Raw genomic sequence first — 21,106 nt, 5'->3', positions numbered from 1 at the left:
AAGCCATCATTCTTGGGTCGGCTTTCGCCGCAATACGCGCGAGTCACGCCTTGTCCCTTTCTGATATCAGATTTTGAGATGCGCAATACTGTTGAACGCAAAAGTGGCTTGCGGCATTCTTCGCAACGAAATTTCCAAGGACGGTAAGATTTTATGCGTACTTCACGCATGCAAACGCCTGTGCCCCTCGCCTGTGCAAACACCATCGGTGTGATTGAAGACGAACACGCGCATCAGTCCGGATGCCCAGGTGATCAACGTCTTGCTGAACTGACACCACATCTTCGCACTTCCCGGGTACCACGCCTGCCCAAGGCCGACATTCTCCGGCCTACTGCGTTGAGCATAAGTTCAAGTGCTGCTATCCAGCCGTCGCTGCACGAAAACCATTAATCTGGTGACACTCGATCCCGTGGGTGAAGGGTTCCTCGTATGGGTGGGTTCCGACATCTATTTCTCTGAACCAACGCCTGTCGCCGAAACATGGATCAACATCCGCACCAACGCCAGTACACCTGACAAATCTGACTGTGTCGCTGACTTCAGGGAGCGCTGGATTATCGAGGCAGGTCCGACCATCAATAAAACCATTGATAAGCACCATGCTTCTGCTGACTGGATGTTTTTCGAACCTGTGCAAGGAACGAAATCCGCCTGCGATCTGATTTTTGATTCAATCAACGGTATCTTCGGCCAATGAACAGATTCCGCGCAGTTATTTACCTGGTAGTTCTTCTCTGCACCGGCTGTGTAAAGACAGCGGGCATTCCACCGGCAGACCTCACGTTATCGTCGTTCGCACTGAGCCCCAACAACCTGTTCACCGCGCACGTCAGTTCCACGGTGGACTTGCAGAGTGCTTTCAATGATTACGAAAAATCCAATCAGCTCACACCGACACTGATCTGCTCTCTCAATCGTGATATGGAGTTTTCGTCTGAGCATTCAATCGCGATTAAAGCCGAAGGCCGAGTGAACGCGAGCAGTCAGGCCAAGCCCAACTACAAATTCTCTTCCGATCTGATCTTTTACTACACCAATCCGGATGGAACGCAACGCGACTTGAATGACTACGACGCCATCAAGCCGTTGCTGGCGTCGCAAGCTTCAATTCCGTGCAAAGTTCGCATAACCGCCTATGGGTATGAGGCCTATTACACGAATACGATGTCCATTCCGTCCAAGTTCATGATTGAGCAGCTTTTCAGTTAACCACCACCTCGTGAAGGGTAACCGTGTATTCCCGCATCGATAACTCATGCCTGGAGAGTGCTTTCCCCCTCCACGATTTCGCGAGTTTCACTGCCATAGAGACACCAACCCAAAGGTGATATCTCTGGCAGTAACAACTTGCGGCTTTCGAAACAAAACGGCACAACCCAGAGTTTCAAGTCTTTCGAACTACTGAATTCGAATACAGGCAAAGCTTGAGTAAATGACTCCGTCCACGGGTAGATCAAGACGACGCTGCCCAGGCTTTTCAAATAAATGTGTGCGTAGGCGTGCAATTGGTAGAAGTCGCTCTGGCTGAGTTGGTACTTCTCACTGCTGTTACCCTTGGCGCTATCCAGAAGCTTCCATTTCGTATCGAGCACCATGCAAGTCTGCACGCCCTGCTCTATCAGCAAATCCGGCTTGAGGCGAAACCAGTCTTGCTGCTTGTGGCTCACTAAATGGTGCTTGCTGGTCTGGGTCCGCAGATTGAAACCCTGTCGGACCTGAGCTCCAAGGTGCTTGGCCACATAAGCTTCGAACACCGCCTCCATAGGAAACAACATGGAAGGTGCGTTGTGCTTTCCTGCACCTGTCACCGGGCTGTCGCCCTGCAGGATTAACCGTGCCCAGGCAAGCGCAGGTTCGTAATAGGCCATGCCCCGATCCAGCCGGATGCGCTTGAGATCCTGGACAATGTCGGTGCACATCGGCACTTCGGCAAACACGAAACTCAACTCGCGCGCCAAGCGCTGGTTAGCCGGTGCTTTGCACATGCCAAGCGCTTTTCGCAGAGCAGTATGAATAAGCCTGTTTTCCGCCCTGTCTTGAATAAACTCGTCGTATTCGGTGAAAAACCGGTCACGACGCACCACATTCTGCGAGAGATGAGGCGCTAACAACAATTTGCCACGCAGGCTCGACATATTTGCCTGCCGAGTGCTGTAGTCACTTCGAACGCCTCGCTTCACTACATCCCTTGCGGACCCTAAAAACTGCTGGAGAAATACCTCGAGCAACGGCATCTGGTGCTTTTGAAGATCAGCATCAGATGTCTTGATATGACGAAAGCCCCGAAGACACTTGAGCATTTCAATCAAATTACTACGAGCCTTTTTCACAGACGTATCGCGACCGATCTTGGGCAGAATCTCTATCTGATAACCGCAAGGAGCGCAGAGCACGCCCACATAGTTGGTGAGCTGAATGGCGCGCCGCCCCCGACGACTGGTCAGTTTCATCCAGACCGGCGCCTGTACGTCAGGGGTCAGGCATTGTTCTTCAAGCCAGGCAAATACCTTCGCAGGAACAGTGTTGCCATTCGCACCGTCAGTCTTGGGTACCAGCGTGTCGAACTCGAAAATCTGTATGGACGTCATCAGGCAAGCGTCGCGTAGATTTCTATAAAAGCTTGCGGGTGACGCAACGCATCCGCATTCAAACGGTACTGAGGCCGCAGCGAGTATTCATCCAGCCCGTGATTGGCGCCAAACAGATCCTTGGGAAGACTGTCGGTTCTCAACTCTTGGACAAACTCAAACATGCCCCCTGTTTTCTGGTTATCACCCAATACCAGTCGAATTTTTTGCCAATCCTCGAAAAAATACTCTTCCAGCAGAGGAATAATGCGAGTTTTGAAAATGTCGGCGAGAGCCGGGAAACGCGCCTCGGGTGCGATATTTTTCAAAGACGTGAAATACGCGTGTCCAATAGCGTGTTCACGGTCATACAACGCTTCGATACGCTTGTTGACTACAGTCAGGAGATCATCGAGACGGATGATATGGCCTCTTTCGGAAACCTCGATTCCGGTTAACACCGACGGCTCTGGCATCAACTCGATGAATTCGAAACGACGACGCAATGCCGTATCAACTAATGCCAGTGAGCGGTCGGCCGTATTCATCGTCCCGATCACATCAACATTTGATGGAACGCTGAATGGCGTGTTTGAGTAAGGCAGCGTCAGGGTCACCTCATATTCGCCACCCTTGCGCTTGTCGACTTCGATAAGCGTGATCAGCTCGCCGAAAATCTTGCTGATGTTGCCGCGGTTGATTTCGTCGATCACCATCGCGTACTGCTGATCCGGATTTTTCTGTGCCTCTTCGCACAGCCGCAGGAATGTACCTTTTTTGATCTCGTAGCGGACATCCTTTGCCAACTCCGCTTCGGGTGCCTGACCGCAGGGATCGACAAGCACCGGACGCAGGCCCTCAACAAACTCTTCGTAGCCGTAGGATTGGTGAAACGTCACAAACTCGTAGCGCTTAGTGCCTTCGCAGGACGTGTATTCATCACGGAGCAGAGCTTGCAACATGCGGGTTTTGCCAGTGCCCGGCGGGCCAAAATAAATTCGATTCCGTGGAGCGTCCGCCTTGAACGATCCAAGACTATCGGGATATTCACCCTCCTCTGCGCCCACACTTTCCTCGCTACCGTAATTATCTGGCCATAAACCTATGCGCCTGAAGGTTGGCTCTTGCTGGGGCCAGATACCGCTATTTTGGGCATCTATTGCTTCAACCGACGCTACAAGCGCCTCACTCAGATCCTCGTTTACCGATATTGTTTTGAGACCACCGAAAGATGCCCAACGGACCGACACACGATTCGATTGCACAAACAACACGCCCGTTGATGATCCCTTTATCGCATCCTTGCGCTTGCTGCCGAAGACCAACTGAGTATTAGTCGACTTGGTTGACCACCAGTCAAAACCCAGTTCGTGTATCGCAACAGCGAAGCGGGCAAACAACTGCGTCATCTCGCGACTCCACTTTGGCTGCCGCAGTCTGAAGTCCTTGCTGACTTGGAAGTGTTCCAACAATTCTGACAAGGCAGGCGTAGTGTTCAAACCAAACTGTTCAGCCATATCTTCGTATCCAATTTCAAATTTTGTAATGGCCTCGGCACTCCAGTCGACAATTCCCTGGAAGCCGCGCGCCAGGCCCTGTTCCGCTGGCAAGGTCGCAACAATAGGTGATGACTGATAAGGGCCGCGCAACTTTTCATAGCGCTCACGCAACGTGGGATCTGTGATCTTTTTATCGACCAGATCAAGTTTGACGACAAAGCCCCAAGTGGCATCAATACCGACGGTATATGCCAAGCCTTGGGGAGCGTCCGCACGAGGATAGATTCGTGCCCAGTTGTAGCCCAAAAACTTCTTGCTCCACTGGCCAATGGGCCTGCGAATGACATGGGGGGCGATGCTGTCTGGAAACACACGCCGTTGTAATACGTAAGCCCATTGCTTGGTGATGTCGTACGCCTCACGTAATTGGCTGTAGGCACGCCGGTGTGAAATGTCGGTCTTGTCAAAGACCTTCTCGTGCCATGTATTCAAACAGTCGAATTGAGCGGGGGTGAAGAAGTTTGACGCCACGTTTGTCATCCCATCCTTGAAAGTAATCGCATGGTGCCATCACTCATAGGGCGCGGATAGAGCACCTCGAAATAGTTTTTCATTTGTGCGCCTCTTTTGCGTTTTTGTGCGACACATCCCCTTTCAGGTCTCCCGCAAGGCTCTGGCACGGTGTTAGTTTGTAAGTGTATGTGTCTCAGCGTTGAGACACGCCTAACTCACTGCCCTGCAAAGGAATGCCCTTCGTAATGAATGTCCCTTTCAAAAAACTGGCTGCCACCACCTTGATGCTGGCCGGTCTTGCCGTGTTCACGGCGCCCGCACAAGCCAATATCACCCCGCAGCAGAGCGCTGAAATTCTCAAGACTTACAGCGCCGACAAAGCCACAGACTTCCGCCAGTTCCTCGGCAGCCTGGGCAAGAGCGATCTGGCGAAAACCGCCGACATCGGCCCGGCTATTGGTGCTTACCTCGATAACAAGAGCCTGACGGCCGAGCAGCAGAACGAAATCTATCGTCTGTTGGGTATCTACACGCGCGCGAAATACAGCGCTGCCGCCACCGAAACCCTGCGCGAACTGGTCGAGATCCCGACGTATCGCAAGGACGGTGTCGAACAGCATGACAACCCGGAATTCATCAAGATCGCCGCAAAGATCAAAAGTCTTGCCGAGTCATTCAATCTGAAATTCCGCAACATCGACAACCGCGTCTACGAGATTTCCCTCGACGGCAGTGGCGATGAAGTCGTCGGCATTCATGCGCACGCCGACGTGGTACCGGTGACGCCGGAAAACTGGGTGCTCAAGGATGGCACCCGCCTCGACCCGTTCAAGATCACCCGGATCGGTGACCGCATGTATGGTCGCGGCACCGAGGATGACAAGAACGGTATCGTGGTCACGCTCTACGCCATGAAAGTCATCAAGGAAGAAAAACTGCCGCTGGTGCGCAACTTCAAGCTGCTGGTCGACACCACCGAAGAAACCACGGGCGACGCGATCCCTTACTACTTCGAACGCAATCCGACGCCGAACTACAACCTGGCGCTGGATGGTGGTTACCCGGTGGTGATTGCCGAGAAAGGCTACGGCACCGTCATGGCCAACTTTGCCAAGCGCAAAGGTGAAGGCAAAGGTGCGGAGATCACCTCGATGACCGGTGGCCTGGCGACCAACCAGATTCCTTCGGCGTCGGTCGCCACCCTGGTCACCGACAAGCCTGCGGAGCTGGCTGCCAGCCTGCAGAAGGCCGGTGACGAGTTTGCCAAGCGCAATGGCGGCGATTTCCAGGTCAGCGCCAAGGTCGACGGCAAAGACGTCAAACTGACCGTGACCGGTGTGTCCGCGCACTCCTCCGAGCCCGAATCCGGGGTCAACCCGGTCGCGCGGATGCTGGTCTTTATCAATAGCCTTGATGGCAAAGTCGCGTTCAAGCACAACCACATCACCGATGCCGCGCGTTATGCCGCCGACAACTGGGGCCTGGATTACCTGGGCAACAAGCTGGGTGTCGGCTTCTCGGATTCCTTCATGGGGCCGCTGACGACTTCGCTGACCTACGTCGGCATGGACGAAAAGGCCTTCAAACTCGCGGTCAACCTGCGCGTGCCGAAGGGCAAGTCGCCGGAGAAGCTCAAGGCTGAAATCGCTGAGAAACTGGCGGCGTGGAGCAAGAAATCCCACGTAGCGGTTGCGCTCGACTACTCGATTGCGAAGCCGATGTACCGCAATCCTGAGGGCGAATGGGTCAAGGCATTGTTGGCGGTTTCGACAGAAAACCTCGGTATGAAACACGAGTTCGGTACCTCCGCCGGCGCCACCTCCGTGCATGAACTGCCGAACGGTGTGCAGTTCGGTCTGGCGATGCCGGATGTGAAGTACACCGGTCACACCGATGGCGAGTTCAAGACTGTGGAGCAATTCCAGCTGGATCTGCAGATCGTCACGGAAATGATTGGCCGCATCGGTCAGTTGCCGAAACTCTGACCGCATTGTCGAACCCGCCGCCATGGCGGGTTCGGCATTTTTAATCCCCGCATAATCCCCGCCGCGCAGCCTCGCCCCAGACTTTTGCACACTGGGCAACACAGAGTTGCCTTCAGAGAGATTGATAGCCACCTAACGAAAGGTGCATGCTAGAGGGCTCGTTCGGCTCTTATATCATTCCGAATGATAGTTACCTTTGCTTCATTCGATTCGTGCCATCACACCTCGCCGAGCATCATCCGCCCATCTTCAATACATTGGCGGATGCATCCATGGAACAGTCACTCAAACATTTGCGCTTCCCGTTGGCCATGTTGGCCGTACTGGTGATGAGCGCCTGCGGCAAGACTCCGGAGACTGCCGCCACTATGCCCGCTGCGAAAGTCAGCGTGGCCAAGGTGCTGGAACAACCGGTCAACGAGTGGGACGAATTCACCGGGCGCCTCGAAGCGCCAGAAACCGTTGAAATCCGTCCACGGGTCTCCGGCCAGATTGACGAGGTGGCTTTCACCGAAGGCGCACTGGTCAAGAAAGGCGACCTGCTGTTCCAGATTGACCCGCGCCCGTTCCAGGCTGAGGTGCGCCGCCTCGAAGCACTGGTCGCCCAATCCCGCGCCAACGCCACCCGCAGCGAAAACGAAGCCGGTCGTGGTGAACGTCTGCGTGCCAGCAACGCCATTTCCGCCGAACTGGCCGACTCGCGCACCAGCGCCGCTCAAGAAGCCCGCGCCGCCGTCGGTGCCCTGCAAGCGCAACTGGACCTGGCCAAACTGAACCTCAGCTTCACCCGCGTAACCGCGCCGATCAGTGGCCGCGTCAGCCGTGCCGAGATCACCGCCGGTAACCTGGTGACTGCCGACACCACCCCGCTGACCAGTGTGGTGTCCACCGACCGCGTTTATGCCTACTTTGACGCTGACGAGCGTGTGTTCCTCAAATACACCCAACTCGCCCGTAACGGTCAGCGCGGCGCGACCACCCCGGTGTACATGGGCCTGTCCAACGAAGACGGCAACCCGCACCTCGGCCAGATGAACTTCGTCGACAACCAGGTCAACCCGAAAACCGGCACCATCCGGGGTCGCGCGGTATTCGATAACCGCGACGGCACCTACACCCCGGGCCTGTATGCACGGCTGAAACTGGTCGGCAGCGGCACCTACAACGCCATGCTGATCAACGACGAAGCCGTCGGTACCGACCTGGGCAAGAAGTTCGTACTGGTGATGGATGCGGACAACAAAACCGCGTACCGCGCCGTCGAACTGGGTCCGAAAATCGAAGGCTTGCGCATCGTCCGTAACGGCCTGAACAAGGACGACACGATCATCGTCAAGGGTCTGCAACGGGTTCGTCCTGGCTCGCCGGTCACCCCAGAAGTGGTGCCGATGGCCAGCGAACAGACCATCGCGGCACTCGCTCAACAACGTCAAGCGCTGGAAGCCAGCAACCTGCCCAAAGTCGCCCCTGCCAAAGGTGCGTCCGGTTCGGTTGTGAAGCTGGCTGCTACGACCCCACGCGGTTAAGGGACGACAACTCCGATGAATTTTTCCCAATTCTTCATTTCACGGCCGATCTTCGCAGCGGTGCTGTCGCTGCTGATCCTGATCGCCGGTGCGATCTCGCTGTTCCAGCTACCGATCAGCGAATACCCGGAAGTCGTGCCGCCAACCGTGGTCGTGCGTGCCAACTTCCCGGGCGCTAACCCTAAAGTCATCGGTGAAACCGTGGCCGCTCCGCTGGAGCAGGCCATCACCGGCGTCGAGAACATGCTGTACATGTCCTCGCAGTCGACCGCCGACGGCAAGATCACCCTGACCATCACTTTCGCTCTGGGCACTGATCTGGACAATGCGCAGGTGCAGGTGCAAAACCGGGTGACTCGTACCGAGCCGAAACTTCCCGAGGAAGTGACGCGCATCGGTATCACCGTCGACAAGGCTTCGCCTGACCTGACCATGGTTGTGCACTTGACCTCCCCGGACAAGCGCTACGACATGCTCTACCTGTCCAACTACGCAATCCTCAACATCAAGGATGAGCTGGCTCGTCTGAACGGTGTCGGTGACGTGCAGCTGTTCGGTATGGGCGACTACTCGCTGCGTGTCTGGCTTGACCCGAACAAGACCGCTTCGCGCAATCTGACCGCTACCGATGTAGTGACCGCGATTCGTGAGCAGAACCGTCAGGTCGCGGCCGGTCAATTGGGTGCGCCCCCTGCCCCGAATGCCCAGAGCTTCCAGCTGTCGGTCAACACTCAGGGCCGACTGGTCAGCGAGGAAGAATTCGAGAACATCGTCATTCGCGCAGGCGACAACGGTGAAATCACTCGCCTCAAGGACATCGCTCGCGTTGAACTGGGCTCCAGCCAATATGCGCTACGTTCGTTGCTGGACAACCAGCCGGCGGTGGCCATCCCGATCTTCCAGCGTCCAGGCTCCAATGCCATCGACATCTCTAACGATGTTCGCGGCAAGATGGACGAGCTGAAGAAAAACTTCCCGCAAGGCATGGACTACAGCATCGTCTATGACCCGACGATTTTCGTGCGCGGCTCGATCGAGGCGGTGGTTCACACCCTCTTCGAAGCACTGATCCTCGTGGTACTGGTGGTGATCCTGTTCCTGCAAACCTGGCGCGCCTCGATCATTCCGTTGGTGGCGGTGCCGGTATCGTTGATCGGTACGTTTGCGGTGATGCACCTGTTCGGCTTCTCGCTCAATGCGCTGTCGCTTTTCGGCCTGGTACTGGCGATCGGTATCGTGGTGGACGACGCCATCGTGGTGGTGGAGAACGTCGAACGGAACATCGAACTCGGACTGACACCGGTCGAAGCCACCAAACGGGCGATGCGTGAAGTGACCGGCCCGATCGTTGCCACGGCGCTGGTGCTGTGTGCGGTGTTCATTCCGGCGGCCTTCATCTCCGGTCTCACCGGGCAGTTCTATAAGCAATTCGCACTGACCATCGCCATTTCGACGGTGATCTCGGCGTTCAACTCGCTGACCCTGTCGCCAGCACTGGCCGCTGTATTGCTGAAAAGCCACGACGCACCGAAAGACCGCTTCTCCAAAGTGCTCGACAAGATCTTCGGTGGCTGGCTGTTCCGTCCGTTCAACCGTTTCTTCGATCGTGCCAGCCATGGCTACGTCGGCACCGTGCGCCGGGTTATCCGTAGCAGCGGCATCGCCCTGCTGTTGTACGCAGGCCTGATGGTGCTGACCTTCTTCGGTTTCTCCAGCACGCCGACCGGTTTCGTACCCGGCCAGGACAAGCAATACCTGGTGGCCTTCGCGCAACTGCCGGATGCTTCGAGCCTGGATCGCACCGAAGAAGTGATCAAGCGCATGTCGGACATGGCGCTGAAACAGCCAGGCGTGGAAAGCGCCGTAGCGTTCCCGGGTCTGTCGATCAACGGCTTCACCAACAGCCCGAACGCCGGCATCGTCTTCGTGACCCTGAAACCGTTCGACGAACGTAAAGACCCGAGCATGTCCGCCGGTGCAATCGCCGGTGCCTTGAACGGCCAATACGCGAACATTCAAGAGGCATACATGGCGATCTTCCCGCCACCGCCAGTACAAGGTCTGGGCACCATTGGTGGTTTCCGTCTGCAAATCGAAGACCGGGGCAACCTGGGCTACGACGAGCTGTACAAAGAAACCATGAACATCATCAACAAGAGCCACAGCGTGCCGGAACTGGCCGGCCTGTTCACCAGCTACACGGTGAACGTGCCACAGGTCGATGCCGCCATCGACCGTGAAAAAGCCAAGACCCACGGCGTGGCCGTCAGCGACATCTTCGACACCCTGCAGATCTACCTGGGTTCGCTGTATGCCAACGACTTCAACCGCTTCGGGCGTACCTATCAGGTCAACGTTCAGGCCGAACAGCAGTTCCGCCTCGAATCCGACCAGATCGGCCAGCTGAAAGTACGCAACAACAAAGGCGAAATGATCCCGCTGGCGACCTTCATCAAGGTCAGCGACACCTCGGGCCCGGATCGCGTGATGCACTACAACGGTTTCATCACCGCAGAAATCAACGGCGCGGCTGCCCCGGGCTACAGCTCCGGCCAGGCGGAAAAAGCCATCGAGAAACTGCTGAAAGATGAACTGCCGAACGGCATGACCTACGAGTGGACCGACCTGACCTACCAGCAGATTCTGTCCGGCAACACCGCGCTGTTCGTGTTCCCGCTCTGCGTATTGCTGGCGTTCCTGGTACTGGCCGCTCAATACGAAAGCTGGAGCCTGCCACTGGCGGTGATCCTGATCGTACCGATGACCCTGCTGTCGGCCATCACCGGTGTGATCATCTCCGGCGGTGACAACAACATCTTCACCCAGATCGGCTTGATCGTACTGGTGGGATTGGCGTGTAAGAACGCGATTCTGATCGTCGAGTTCGCGAAGGACAAACAGGAAGAAGGCCTCGACCCGCTCGCAGCGGTACTGGAAGCCTGCCGTCTGCGTCTGCGGCCGATCCTGATGACCTCTTTCGCGTTCATCATGGGTGTGGTGCCACTGGTGTTCTCCAGCGGTGCCGGTGCCGAGATGCGTCACGCCATGGGTGTGGCGGTGTTCTCCGGGATGCTCGGGGTGACCTTCTTCGGTCTGTTGCTGACGCCAGTGTTCTACGTACTGATCCGTAACTTTGTCGAACGCGGCGAAGCCCGCAAAGCGGCCAAAGCTCTGAAACTGGAGGCGCAACAATGAGTCTGAAAGTCTTCCTGCCGAGTCTGCTGGTGCTGGCCCTCAGCGCCTGCGCTGTCGGCCCCGACTACAAGACCCCAGCCACGGAGGCGGCCAATATCACGGCCGCCACCGACGGCGCCGCCGGGCAAAAGAACTTCGACCGTTCGAAATTCGAAGGCATCTGGTGGCAGCAATTCGACGATCCAACCCTCAACCAGTTGGTGACCCAGTCGCTGCAAGGCAACCGTGAACTGCGCGTGGCGTTCGCCCGCTGGAAAGCCGCCCGGGCGATCCGCGACGACGCCAGCAACGATGCGATGCCGACCATCACCAGCCGCGCCAGCAGTGATCTGGCCAAGGGGCAAATCCCCGGCCAGACCACCAACCGGGTCAATAGCGAACGCTATGACCTCGGTCTGGACATGGCCTGGGAGCTGGACCTTTTCGGCCGCATCCAGCGCAACCTGGAAGCCAGCGACGCCGATCAGCAAGCTGCGGAAGCCGACCTGTATCAACTGCAAGTCACCATGATTGCCGAACTGGTCGACGCTTACGGTCAACTGCGTGGCGCTCAGCTGCGCGAGAAGATCGCCGTGGCCAACCTGAACAACCAGCAGGAGTCGCGCAAAATCACCATCAGCCTGCGTGACGCCGGCGTTGGCGATCAGCTCGATGTCGAACGCGCCGATGCGCGTCTGGCCTCGGTCGAAGCCAGCGTGCCGCAATTGCAGGCAGAACAGGTTCGCCAGAAAAACCGTATCGCTACCCTCTTGGGCGAGCGTCCGGACAAGCTGACCGTCGATCTGAGTCCTAAAGACTTGCCGGCGATTGCCAAGGCTCTGCCAATCGGTGATCCGGGTGAACTGTTGCAACGTCGTCCGGACATCCTCAGCGCTGAACGCCAACTGGCTTCGGCCACGGCGCGCATCGGCGTGGCGAAAGCCGATCTGTTCCCACGGGTCAGCCTCAGCGGCTTCCTCGGCTGGACGGCCGGGCGTGGTTCGCAGATTGGTTCCTCGGCGGCCAACGCCTGGGCTCTCGGTCCGAGCATCACTTGGGCAGCATTTGATCTTGGCAGCGTGCGCGCCCGTTTGCGTGGCGCCGATGCCGATGCCGAAGGCGCCCTGGCGACCTACGAGCAACAAGTGCTGCTGGCCCTGGAAGAATCGGAAAACGCTTTCAGTGATTACGGCAAACGTCAGCAACGCTTGATCTCGCTGATCCGTCAGAGCGAATCGAGCCGCAAGGCTGCCGACCTGGCGGAAATCCGCTATCGCGAAGGTACGACCGACTTCCTTGTGTTGCTCGACGCCCAGCGTGAGCGCCTGAACGCCGAAGACAGCCAGGCCCAGGCCGAAGTCGACCTGTATCGCGGCATCGTCGCGATCTACAAAGCCCTTGGCGGTGGCTGGCAACCGGAGACAGTGGCCAGCAAGTAATCGATTGTTAAAGAGCTCCTTTGGTTGGCCGCAACCAACCAAATTTTTTGCCCCGCGTATCATTCGGTCGCGGGGTTTTTTTGTGCCTTTTTTCCAGTGTTGTTTTCCAGGACGGTAACGGTGGCTGTGGTGCCTGCGCGCAAGCGATCCTTGCCGGCATAGCCGCCATCAATCTCGATCCGCACCGGCACCCGCTGTGCCAGTTTTACCCACGTGTAACTCGGATTGATGTTGGCCAGTAACCGGCTGCCCGGCGCGTTCTCCCCGTCGGCGATGGCGAAGGCAATGCTCTGCACCGTACCGTCGAAGGACTCCCCGCTCATCAATTGCACGCGTACCCGATCGCCCTCCTCGATCCGTGGCAGTTTGGTTTCTTCGAAGTAACCGCTGATGTAGAACGAATCGCTGTCAACCAGCGCCAACAACGCGCCGCCACTCACTGCGTAGTCACCTTCGCGAGTCAGCAGGTTAGTGACATAGCCACTGACCGGTGACTCGACGCGAGTGCGCTGCAAATCCAGTTCGGCCTGGGTCAACGCGGCAATCGCCAGTTGTACGTTGGCCTCGGCCAGGCCGAGATTCGCCTGGTTGCGTAACAGGTCGGCCTGAGCCACCGCCACGTCGGTACTGGATTTTTCCCATTCCTCCCCGGAAATCGCGAAACCCTGCTTGAGCGTACGCCGCCGACGCTCTTCGCTTTGCCGCTGTTTGAGCAACGCTTCGCTGGCAACGATCGCCGCTTGCGACTGACCCAGCGTTGCCTTGGCCACTTCCACCTCGCGGCGCGAGTGCTCCACTGCCAGGCGGTAACGCGCCGGGTCGATCTCCATCAGCAGTTGGCCCTTGTCGACATGCTGGTTGTCCTGCACCGCGAGGCTGACAATGCGCCCGGAGACATCCGCCGACAACGTCACCACATCCGCCCTCACCCGGGCATCGCGAGTCCACGGTGCGCGGGTGTAATGCTCCCAGGCAAACCAGCCAAGCACGATCGCCAGCAACACCACCGACAACGTTATCAAGCGAGTGAGTAACACTTTCAAGGCTCAGGCTCCCATCAGCAAAATCAGCGTGGCACAGACGCAGGCATACAAAGCGCCTTCGAACAGCGCTTCATGCCAGACCAGACGCAGTACGCCCAAGCGCCGCAACCCCCAGTCCAGCACCATGAATATCGGTATGGCCAACAATAACGCCTGGGCAATGGGCGGCAGATAGACGCCGCCGATCTCGAAATCAATGGGCAAGAGCTGCGTCTCCTTCCGGGACAGAACGCTGGAGGGTTTCACCATGGCGCTGCAGAAATGACACGACGATCAACAACGCCACGCGCATACGGAACAGCGACCAGACATGCTCATGACTGGCGACGTGCAACTCGTCCAGTTCATCGCCCAATACGTGCAGTGTGTCGAGCAAGGGGGCCAGTTGAACGTCCTGCCGCCCGGCCACAAAACGCCCGGTCTTGCGCAGGGCCGAAGCCAGGCGCTGAGTGAAGGTGTCCGTCAGCAGCGCGTTGTTCTGTGCCTGTTGTCGCAATTGATGCATCGCTACACCCAGTGCTACGCATGCCAGGCTGATTTCATACAGTTGCTGCATGGCGCGGCTGTTCGCCGCCGGCAGCAGACCGAGCATGCTGGTCAAGCGGTCGACCATGCGGCTTTCAAAGGCAAATTGCTGTTCATCGGTGGCCGGCAACTTGCTCAAGGCATACACCTGTTCGCGCGCTTCGTTGTACAAACGACGAATGCGCAGCGCCGGGCGGAACGGAAAAACCCATGCGTAGACGATCAACGCCAGCATCGCCGCGCTGACATAGGCGCCGGCAAATTCGAACCATTGAATGGCGGTGTTCTGCCCGGTACCGACATTCTGCGGACCGATCATCAGGAAGCTCGACAAGCCCAGCCCCATGCCGATGCCGGCCGTCGCAGGGCTCGCCAGTCCCACCGCGATGACATACAACAACGGCGCGATCATCAGCGCCAACGGTTCGAAGTCACTGATCGAGGGCACCAGCATGAACTGATAGAGCGCCGACACCAGCAACGCCAATCCCAACCCCCGTGCGTAGCTCTGCGCCGCCAGCAATGGTCGCGGAAACGTCGCCATCAGCGAGCAGAGGATGCCCACCAGAATCATCCCGCCACGGGCGCCGTCCCACGCGGTTTCGATCCAGATCAGCCCCGCTACCAGCAACGCAGTGAAGGCGCGGATGGCGTTCATCGACGCCAGCGTGAAATCCAGGTGCAGCGGGCTCGCCTGACCGCGATAGAGGCAACTGGCTTCTCGCCCCTCCTGAATGGCATCGCTCAACTCAAGGATCTGTTCGAGCTGCTGCAGCAGCCGCGCCTGCTCCCAGCGCAACGCCCACGCGAGGGAACGCAGCGTGGCACTCATGTCCTCGGTCAATTGTTCGGCCTCATAGGCCAGGTCATCGAATTGCTTCTGCAGAGTGATGAAACGATGACGCGCATCGGCCGATACCGAACGTCCCTGCTCCGCCAATTGATCAAGAACCGCGAGTTCTTCGGCGCGCAGCCGCTGGACTTCCAGTGGCAGCTCGCCTTCCCAGCGCTCGGTAAGCAATTGCCGCTGATGCCGCAACGCCGTGAGCCGCGAGGTGAGCAACATCAACTGATTGCCGAGCAACAGCACCAGGTTGTTGGCGCTGCGCAAACGCGGCGCATCGAAATACAAATGCCGCCGCAAGCCCTCAAGTGCACTGATTTCACCGAGCAGCTGCATTTGCCGGCGCTGGAAGTCAGCCTCGCTTTCTTCGGTACGAAGCACCGCCGCAGCGTGACTGGCAGCGAGTTTGATGACCTGATCGACCTTGGCGAAATAACCCTTGGCCACGGCTTGCGGGCGGGCCGTCAGCAGACTGACCACACACACGCATGCCACGGCCAGCAAGGTTTCGGTGACGCGGGTAACCGCCAGCAGGAATGTGCCGTCCTGATCCGGAATCGCCAGCAATGCCACCACCACAGCGGTGTATCCGCTGAGTACAAACGCCTGCGAACTGGTGTAGCGCAGCAACGTGCCACCTGCCGTGCACAGCGCCAGCCAGAGCGCCAGGGTGGTAATGAATGGCAGCGGTGCCTGAGGAAAGATCGCCATGATCAACACCGCCACCGCCGCCCCGAGGGTCGTGCCGATCACCTGACCGAAACTGCGCGCCAGCGCCATCCCGGCCAGCGGCTGGCTGACAATGACCACCGCCATGATCGACCACTTGGGCTGATCGAGGTCGAACAGAAACGCCAGATACAATGTCAGCAACCCTGCCGCAATGGTTCGCAGGGCAAACAGCAGAACGGCCTGACCCGGATGGATCACCGCCTTGAAATAATTGAACAGGGCTTGCATGGGCACACTCAACGAAACGACTTCTGCAAGCGTAGACACTGCATCGAAAGCCTGACGGGTAACAGAGTCGACGCAGCGTGTAGGGCGATTCGCATGCACAGGGTTTGACTCGTGGGCCGAGCTGACCGAAGCTTGCCGCTCTGCTCAAGTACGCCTGTTTCGGAAACCTGCATGCCTCAGTCTCGCCGCTACCTGTTTATCAGCCTGGGCCTTGTGCTTGTCATCATCGTGGCCTGGTTGTCCGTGCGCAGCACCTCCCCGGTCATTCCCGACGCGATTAAACACGGCTACAGCGAAGCGTTGAATGCCGCGCGCACGGGTGAGCCGGGCGCGGCGCGGCAGTTGTATCAACAACTGGGCCGGCCGGACATCTCGGTCAAGCGCCGCGTGTGGCTGCATGGCGAGCTGCCTAACTACCCGAGTCCACAGGCGTTGAAGCTGGCCGACACCGACCTGCAGAACGAATCCCCCGCCGTGCGGCTGGCGGCGATCAAAAGCGTGGTGGGACTGGTGCCGGGCGGGCAGCGCAGCCTGTTGCTCGGGCCGATGCTTGAAGATGAAGATCAAACCGTGCGTTTTGCCGCGATCAACGCCCTGCTCGGCTTGACGCCGGATGAACTGGGTCTGTATTTCGCACCGCTGCAACAAGCGATTGATGGCTGGGAACAGACCCTCAAGGCACAGCCCGAAAGCGCCGCCAACTATGCACAACTGGCTCGCCTGCATATCCACAACGCTGAACTCAAAGAGGCCCAGGTCGCACTCGACAATACCCTGCGCCTGGAACCCGGCAATCTGCAGGCACTGGTGATGCAGATCGATGTCCTCGACCGCCAGGGCCAAAGCGATGCCGCCCGGCAATTGCTGGGCCAGCAACTCAAGGCACAACCAGATTCGGCCTATCTGCAACATGCCTTGGGTTTGTGGCTGTTGCATCACGATCAGCGCGAATACGCCCTGCTCGGCTTGTCCAAAGCCGTCGAGCTTGAGCCCGACAACAAGGATTACCGCTACGACCTCGCCACCACCCTGCACAGCGCCGAAGAACTGGAAGCGGCGCAGAAGCAGTTGCAGGAAATCGTCCAGCGTCACCCCGCCGACCGCAAGGCGCGGGTCTTGCTGATCAATTACTGGAAAGAAAGCGGCCAACTGCAGAATGTGCAGATTCTGTTGGCTCAGCTGGAGCAGCTCAATCCAGATGATCCGGCGCTGCAACAAGGCCTCTGACCCATTTTCGACAGCTCTCTCGACACATCTCGCAAGGAATTTCGGAACTGCCATCACGCCAAAGGGTCAAGTTAATCAGGCCGCTCGATTCAGTCGACGGCCTCGCTTCCCCTAGTCATGAGAGGGCATTTTTTGTCTACTTCTAACGAGTTGATCAGTGCGAAAGCCGCTACCGGCATTGTAGGTCTGGACGACATCCTGGCCGGTGGCTTGTCTCGCGGTCATGTTTTCCTGCTGGAGGGTGAACCCGGAACCGGCAAAACCACGGTCGCTTTGCATTTTCTCCTCGCTGGCGCGAAAGCCGGCGAACGCTCGTTGTACATCACGCTCTCGGAAACCGAGCGCGAACTAAGGCAAGGGGCGTTGTCCCACGGCTGGGCGCTGGATGACAACATCAAGATCTTCGAGCTGACGCCCCCGGAAAGCCTGCTCAATGCTGAACACCAGCAGAGCCTGCTGTATTCCTCTGACCTGGAACTGGGCGAAGCCACCAAGCAGATTTTCGAAGCGGTCGAACGCTTCAAGCCCACGCGTGTGGTACTCGACAGCCTGTCGGAAATCCGTTTGCTGGCGCAAAGCTCTTTGCGCTATCGCCGGCAGATCCTGGCCATCAAGCATTACTTCGTGCGTTACAACGCCACGGTACTGCTGCTCGACGACCTCACCACCGAGTCCCTCGATAAAACCGTGCACAGTGTCGCTCACGGGGTGATTCGCCTTGAGGAGCTGACGCCCAACTACGGTGCCGAGCGCCGACGCGTGCGAGTGGTCAAGTACCGTGGCCAGAAATATCGCGGCGGTTTCCATGACTTCACCATCATGGGCGATGGCGTGCATGTGTTCCCACGGCTGGTGGCGGCCGAACATCGCGGCGACTATGCGCGTTTGCAGCTGTCCAGCGGCATCCCGGAAATGGACGCGCTGCTCGGCGGCGGCATCGAGACTGGCTCCAGTACGCTGATTCTCGGCCCTGCCGGTACCGGTAAATCGCTGATCTCGATGATCTTCGCCGCCGCTGCCGTACTACGCGGGGAAAAAGCCGCGCTGTTTATCTTCGATGAAGAACTCGGCCTGCTGTTCGAGCGTATGAAAAACATCGGCATCGACCTCAAGGCGTTGCAGGCTACCGGTAATCTGCTGATCGAACAGGTCGACGCCGCGGAGCTGTCGCCGGGCGAGTTCTCCCATCGCGTGCGGCGCTGCGTCGATGAAGGTCAAATCAAAACCGTGGTCATCGACAGCATCAACGGCTATCAGGCGGCAATGCCGGAAGAAAACGCGTTGGTCCTGCACATGCACGAGCTGCTGCTGTACCTCAACCGCAAAGGCGCGGCGACATTCATGACCGTCGCCCAGCATGGTCTGGTCGGCGACATGCAAGCGCCGGTCGACATTACTTATCTGGCTGACACGGTGATTCTGTTGCGCTACTTCGAAGCACTGGGCAAAGTCCGCCGCGCGATCTCGATCATCAAGAAACGCACCGGCAGCCACGAATCGACCATTCGTGAATACCGCATTTCCACCCAAGGCATGACCATCGGTGAACCGCTGGAAGCCTTTCAGGGCGTACTGCGTGGCGTGCCCACCTACCTCGGCGCGAGTAACCCGCTGTTGCAGGAAGAGCACTTGTGACGGTTCAAGTGCCGCTGGCCGAACGGGCGCTGATTCTGGCGCCCGTGGGTCGCGACAGCCAGATTGCGCTGATGATCCTCAACGAAGCCGGTTACGAAGGGCTGGTCACCCCCGGTCTGGGATCGCTGTGTACCGAACTGGAACTGGGTGCCGGTCTGGTGCTGGTCGCCGCCGAAGCGTTGCGCGGGCCGGAACTGGAAGCGCTGTTCCTGCATCTGGAACAGCAACCCGCCTGGTCGGATCTGCCGATTGTGCTGCTGACCCACCACGGCGGTCAGGAACAAGGCCCCTCCTCGCGCCTGAGCGATCTGCTCGGCAACGTGACCTTCCTTGAACGCCCGTTTCATCCCGCAACACTGGTCAGTATGGTGTCCGCCGCCCTGCGTGGCCGACGACGACAATACGAAGCCCGCGATCGGCTGGTCGATCTCAGTGAAAGCGAACGGCGTTTGCAGTCGACGCTGGAAACCCTTGAGCAGCAGGTCGAAGAGCGCACCGCGCAACTGCGGCACAACGAAGAAGCCCTGCGTCAGTCGCAGAAAATGGAAGCGGTCGGCCAGCTCACTGGCGGTATCGCCCACGACTTCAACAACATGCTGACCGGTATCATCGGCAGCCTCGAGTTGCTGCGTCGGCGCCTGGCCCGTGGGCGTCTGGACGACCTCGACAGCCTGATCGATCTGGGTGTGACGTCGGCCAACCGCGCTGCGAGCCTGACCCACCGTCTGCTGGCGTTTTCGCGCCGGCAATCGCTCGACTCAAAAGCCGTGCAGATGAACACCCTGGTGCTGTCCATGGGTGAACTGCTGCAACGCAGCCTCAACGAAAGCATTCAACTGGACATGCGCCTCAACGACAAGCTGTGGGTCGCCGAGGCTGACCCCAATCAGCTGGAAAGCGCCCTGCTCAACCTGGTCATCAATGCCCGCGACGCCATGCCCGACGGCGGCAAACTGGTGGTCGAGACCAGCAATCAGGTGCTCAAGCGCGAATTCACCGAGGCCTACAGCAATCTCGAACCGGGTGATTACGTGATGCTCAGTGTCACCGACAACGGCAGCGGCATGCCGCAGAGTGTCATCAACCGCGCATTCGATCCGTTTTTCACCACCAAACCGATTGGTCAGGGCACGGGCCTCGGCCTTTCGATGATCTACGGGTTCAGCAAGCAGTCACGTGGCCATGTCTCGATCGACAGTGAAATCGATGAGGGCACCACGGTCAGGCTCTACCTTCCACGTTTTCGCGGTGAAGAACTGGAAAGTCCCGACACAGACATTCAACAGGCTCCGGATGCGCTGGACGGCGAAACCGTGCTGATCGTCGAGGACGACCCGGCCGTGCGCGTGCTGGTCTGTGCGGTGCTCGGTGAATTGGGTTATGCCTTTGTTGAAGCCTGGGATGCCGACAGCGCCGTGCCGATTCTGAACTCGACACAGCGCATCGACCTGCTGATCAGTGATGTCGGCCTGCCGGGCATGAACGGCCGGCAACTGGCCGAGGTTGGCCGTCAATATCGGCCTGGCTTGAAGGTCTTGTTCATCACCGGATACGCCGAGCACGCGGCAGTGCGTGGCGGGTTCCTCGATTCGGGAATGCAGATGATCACCAAACCGTTCACGTTCGATCTGCTGACCGCCAAGGTGCGGGAGATGATCAAAAGCTGAAACGCTGAAACTGTAGGAGCTGCCGAAGGCTGCGATCTTTTGATGTTGTTCGTAAAAAACAAAATCAAAAGATCGCAGCCTTCGGCAGCTCCTACACGGATATCAGGCGAGCAATTCCTGAATCTTTTCCTGCAACACATCCAGATCGAACGGTTTTTCCAGGATCGGCGCCTTGCGCGTGATCGGGCTGCCGGTTTCGCGGATTTCCTGCGGGTAACCGCTGATGAAAATCACCTTCAGGTCCGGGCGCAGCTTGACGGCCGGTTCGGCGATCTGCACGCCGGAGATACCGCCCGGCAAGCGGAAGTCGGTGATCAACATGTCCAGATGCGGCTTGCTCGCCAGTATCTCGAACGCCTGCTCGCCGTTTTCGGCCTGCAACACGCGATACCCCTGCCCTGACAGGTAATCCGTCAGGACCATCAAGATAACCGGTTCGTCCTCGACGACGAGTACTACATCTTGTGCATCTACGCTCATGGGAAGCCTTTGTTCGGTC

At 58.2% G+C, this 21,106-nt stretch carries 15 protein-coding genes; 9 read left to right on the top strand and 6 right to left on the bottom strand.

The window, feature by feature from the left end:
* The first annotated feature begins 355 nt into the window (after positions 1-355).
* Positions 356-700, top strand: coding sequence for a hypothetical protein (locus CCX46_RS13995; RefSeq protein WP_238704402.1), 345 nt, complete (start codon positions 356-358; stop codon positions 698-700).
* The gene (locus tag CCX46_RS13990) at positions 697-1,212 is read left to right on the top strand and encodes a hypothetical protein (protein WP_127927314.1); all 516 of its coding nucleotides are present in this window, start codon (positions 697-699) and stop codon (positions 1,210-1,212) included. Before CCX46_RS13995 ends, CCX46_RS13990 begins: the two co-directional genes overlap by 4 nt.
* A 44-nt stretch (positions 1,213-1,256) precedes the next feature.
* Here CCX46_RS13990 and CCX46_RS13985 read toward each other — a convergent pair whose 3' ends face one another.
* Together CCX46_RS13985 and CCX46_RS13980 are read right to left on the bottom strand one after the other, a co-directional pair.
* Positions 1,257-2,591 (bottom strand): McrC family protein, encoded by a 1,335-nt coding sequence (locus tag CCX46_RS13985; protein WP_127927312.1) that lies wholly within the window; start codon positions 2,589-2,591, stop codon positions 1,257-1,259.
* Complete coding sequence (locus CCX46_RS13980; protein WP_127927310.1) at positions 2,591-4,609, bottom strand: McrB family protein; 2,019 nt, start codon at positions 4,607-4,609, stop codon at positions 2,591-2,593. Before CCX46_RS13980 ends, CCX46_RS13985 begins: the two co-directional genes overlap by 1 nt.
* Positions 4,610-4,827: 218 nt before the next feature.
* Here CCX46_RS13980 and CCX46_RS13975 point away from each other — a divergent pair, with 218 nt between their 5' ends.
* From CCX46_RS13975 to CCX46_RS13960, 4 genes are all read left to right on the top strand, one after another.
* Entirely contained in the window at positions 4,828-6,567 is a 1,740-nt protein-coding gene (locus tag CCX46_RS13975) for a dipeptidase (protein ID WP_127927308.1), read from the top strand.
* 272 nt (positions 6,568-6,839) lie between these two features.
* Positions 6,840-8,093 carry a multidrug efflux RND transporter periplasmic adaptor subunit MexE gene (gene mexE, locus CCX46_RS13970; RefSeq protein WP_127927306.1) on the top strand — a complete coding sequence of 418 codons (1,254 nt, stop codon included), beginning with the start codon at positions 6,840-6,842 and terminating at the stop codon, positions 8,091-8,093.
* Between the two features lie 15 nt (positions 8,094-8,108).
* A complete protein-coding gene (locus CCX46_RS13965; RefSeq protein ID WP_127927304.1) occupies positions 8,109-11,288 on the top strand; it encodes an efflux RND transporter permease subunit in 3,180 nt (1,059 codons plus the stop codon).
* The gene (locus CCX46_RS13960; protein WP_123449714.1) at positions 11,285-12,706 is read left to right on the top strand and encodes an efflux transporter outer membrane subunit; all 1,422 of its coding nucleotides are present in this window, start codon (positions 11,285-11,287) and stop codon (positions 12,704-12,706) included. Before CCX46_RS13965 ends, CCX46_RS13960 begins: the two co-directional genes overlap by 4 nt.
* A 59-nt stretch (positions 12,707-12,765) precedes the next feature.
* Here the strand turns inward: CCX46_RS13960 and CCX46_RS13955 are convergent, their stop codons facing one another.
* From CCX46_RS13955 to CCX46_RS13945, 3 genes are read right to left on the bottom strand one after another with little or no spacing between them, the layout of a single operon-like run.
* Positions 12,766-13,749, bottom strand: a complete 984-nt coding sequence (locus CCX46_RS13955; protein WP_127927302.1) for an HlyD family efflux transporter periplasmic adaptor subunit — start codon at positions 13,747-13,749, stop codon at positions 12,766-12,768.
* A gap of 3 nt (positions 13,750-13,752) precedes the next feature.
* Positions 13,753-13,953, bottom strand: a complete 201-nt coding sequence (locus CCX46_RS13950; protein WP_016987298.1) for a DUF1656 domain-containing protein — start codon at positions 13,951-13,953, stop codon at positions 13,753-13,755.
* Positions 13,943-16,078, bottom strand: coding sequence for an FUSC family protein (locus CCX46_RS13945; RefSeq protein ID WP_127927300.1), 2,136 nt, complete (start codon positions 16,076-16,078; stop codon positions 13,943-13,945). The genes CCX46_RS13950 and CCX46_RS13945 overlap by 11 nt, the downstream gene beginning before the upstream one ends.
* Positions 16,079-16,249: 171 nt before the next feature.
* Between CCX46_RS13945 and CCX46_RS13940 the strand changes: the two genes are divergently transcribed.
* The 3 genes from CCX46_RS13940 to CCX46_RS13930 all read left to right on the top strand — a co-directional run bounded on the left by CCX46_RS13940 (position 16,250) and on the right by CCX46_RS13930 (position 20,607).
* Complete coding sequence (locus CCX46_RS13940; RefSeq protein WP_127927298.1) at positions 16,250-17,305, top strand: tetratricopeptide repeat protein; 1,056 nt, start codon at positions 16,250-16,252, stop codon at positions 17,303-17,305.
* Between the two features lie 132 nt (positions 17,306-17,437).
* Positions 17,438-18,940: an ATPase domain-containing protein gene (locus tag CCX46_RS13935; RefSeq protein ID WP_127927295.1), complete on the top strand. Its 1,503-nt coding sequence runs from the start codon at positions 17,438-17,440 to the stop codon at positions 18,938-18,940.
* Complete coding sequence (locus tag CCX46_RS13930) at positions 18,937-20,607, top strand: ATP-binding protein (protein ID WP_127927293.1); 1,671 nt, start codon at positions 18,937-18,939, stop codon at positions 20,605-20,607. The genes CCX46_RS13935 and CCX46_RS13930 overlap by 4 nt, the downstream gene beginning before the upstream one ends.
* A gap of 102 nt (positions 20,608-20,709) precedes the next feature.
* On the opposite strand, the gene CCX46_RS13920 is transcribed toward CCX46_RS13930, so the two are convergent.
* Positions 20,710-21,087, bottom strand: coding sequence for a response regulator (locus tag CCX46_RS13920; RefSeq protein WP_003225116.1), 378 nt, complete (start codon positions 21,085-21,087; stop codon positions 20,710-20,712).
* Positions 21,088-21,106: the final 19 nt, after the last annotated feature.

The organism is Pseudomonas sp. RU47 (assembly GCF_004011755.1).
Lineage (GTDB): Bacteria > Pseudomonadota > Gammaproteobacteria > Pseudomonadales > Pseudomonadaceae > Aquipseudomonas.
This window is presented reverse-complemented; position numbering and strand designations above follow the sequence as displayed.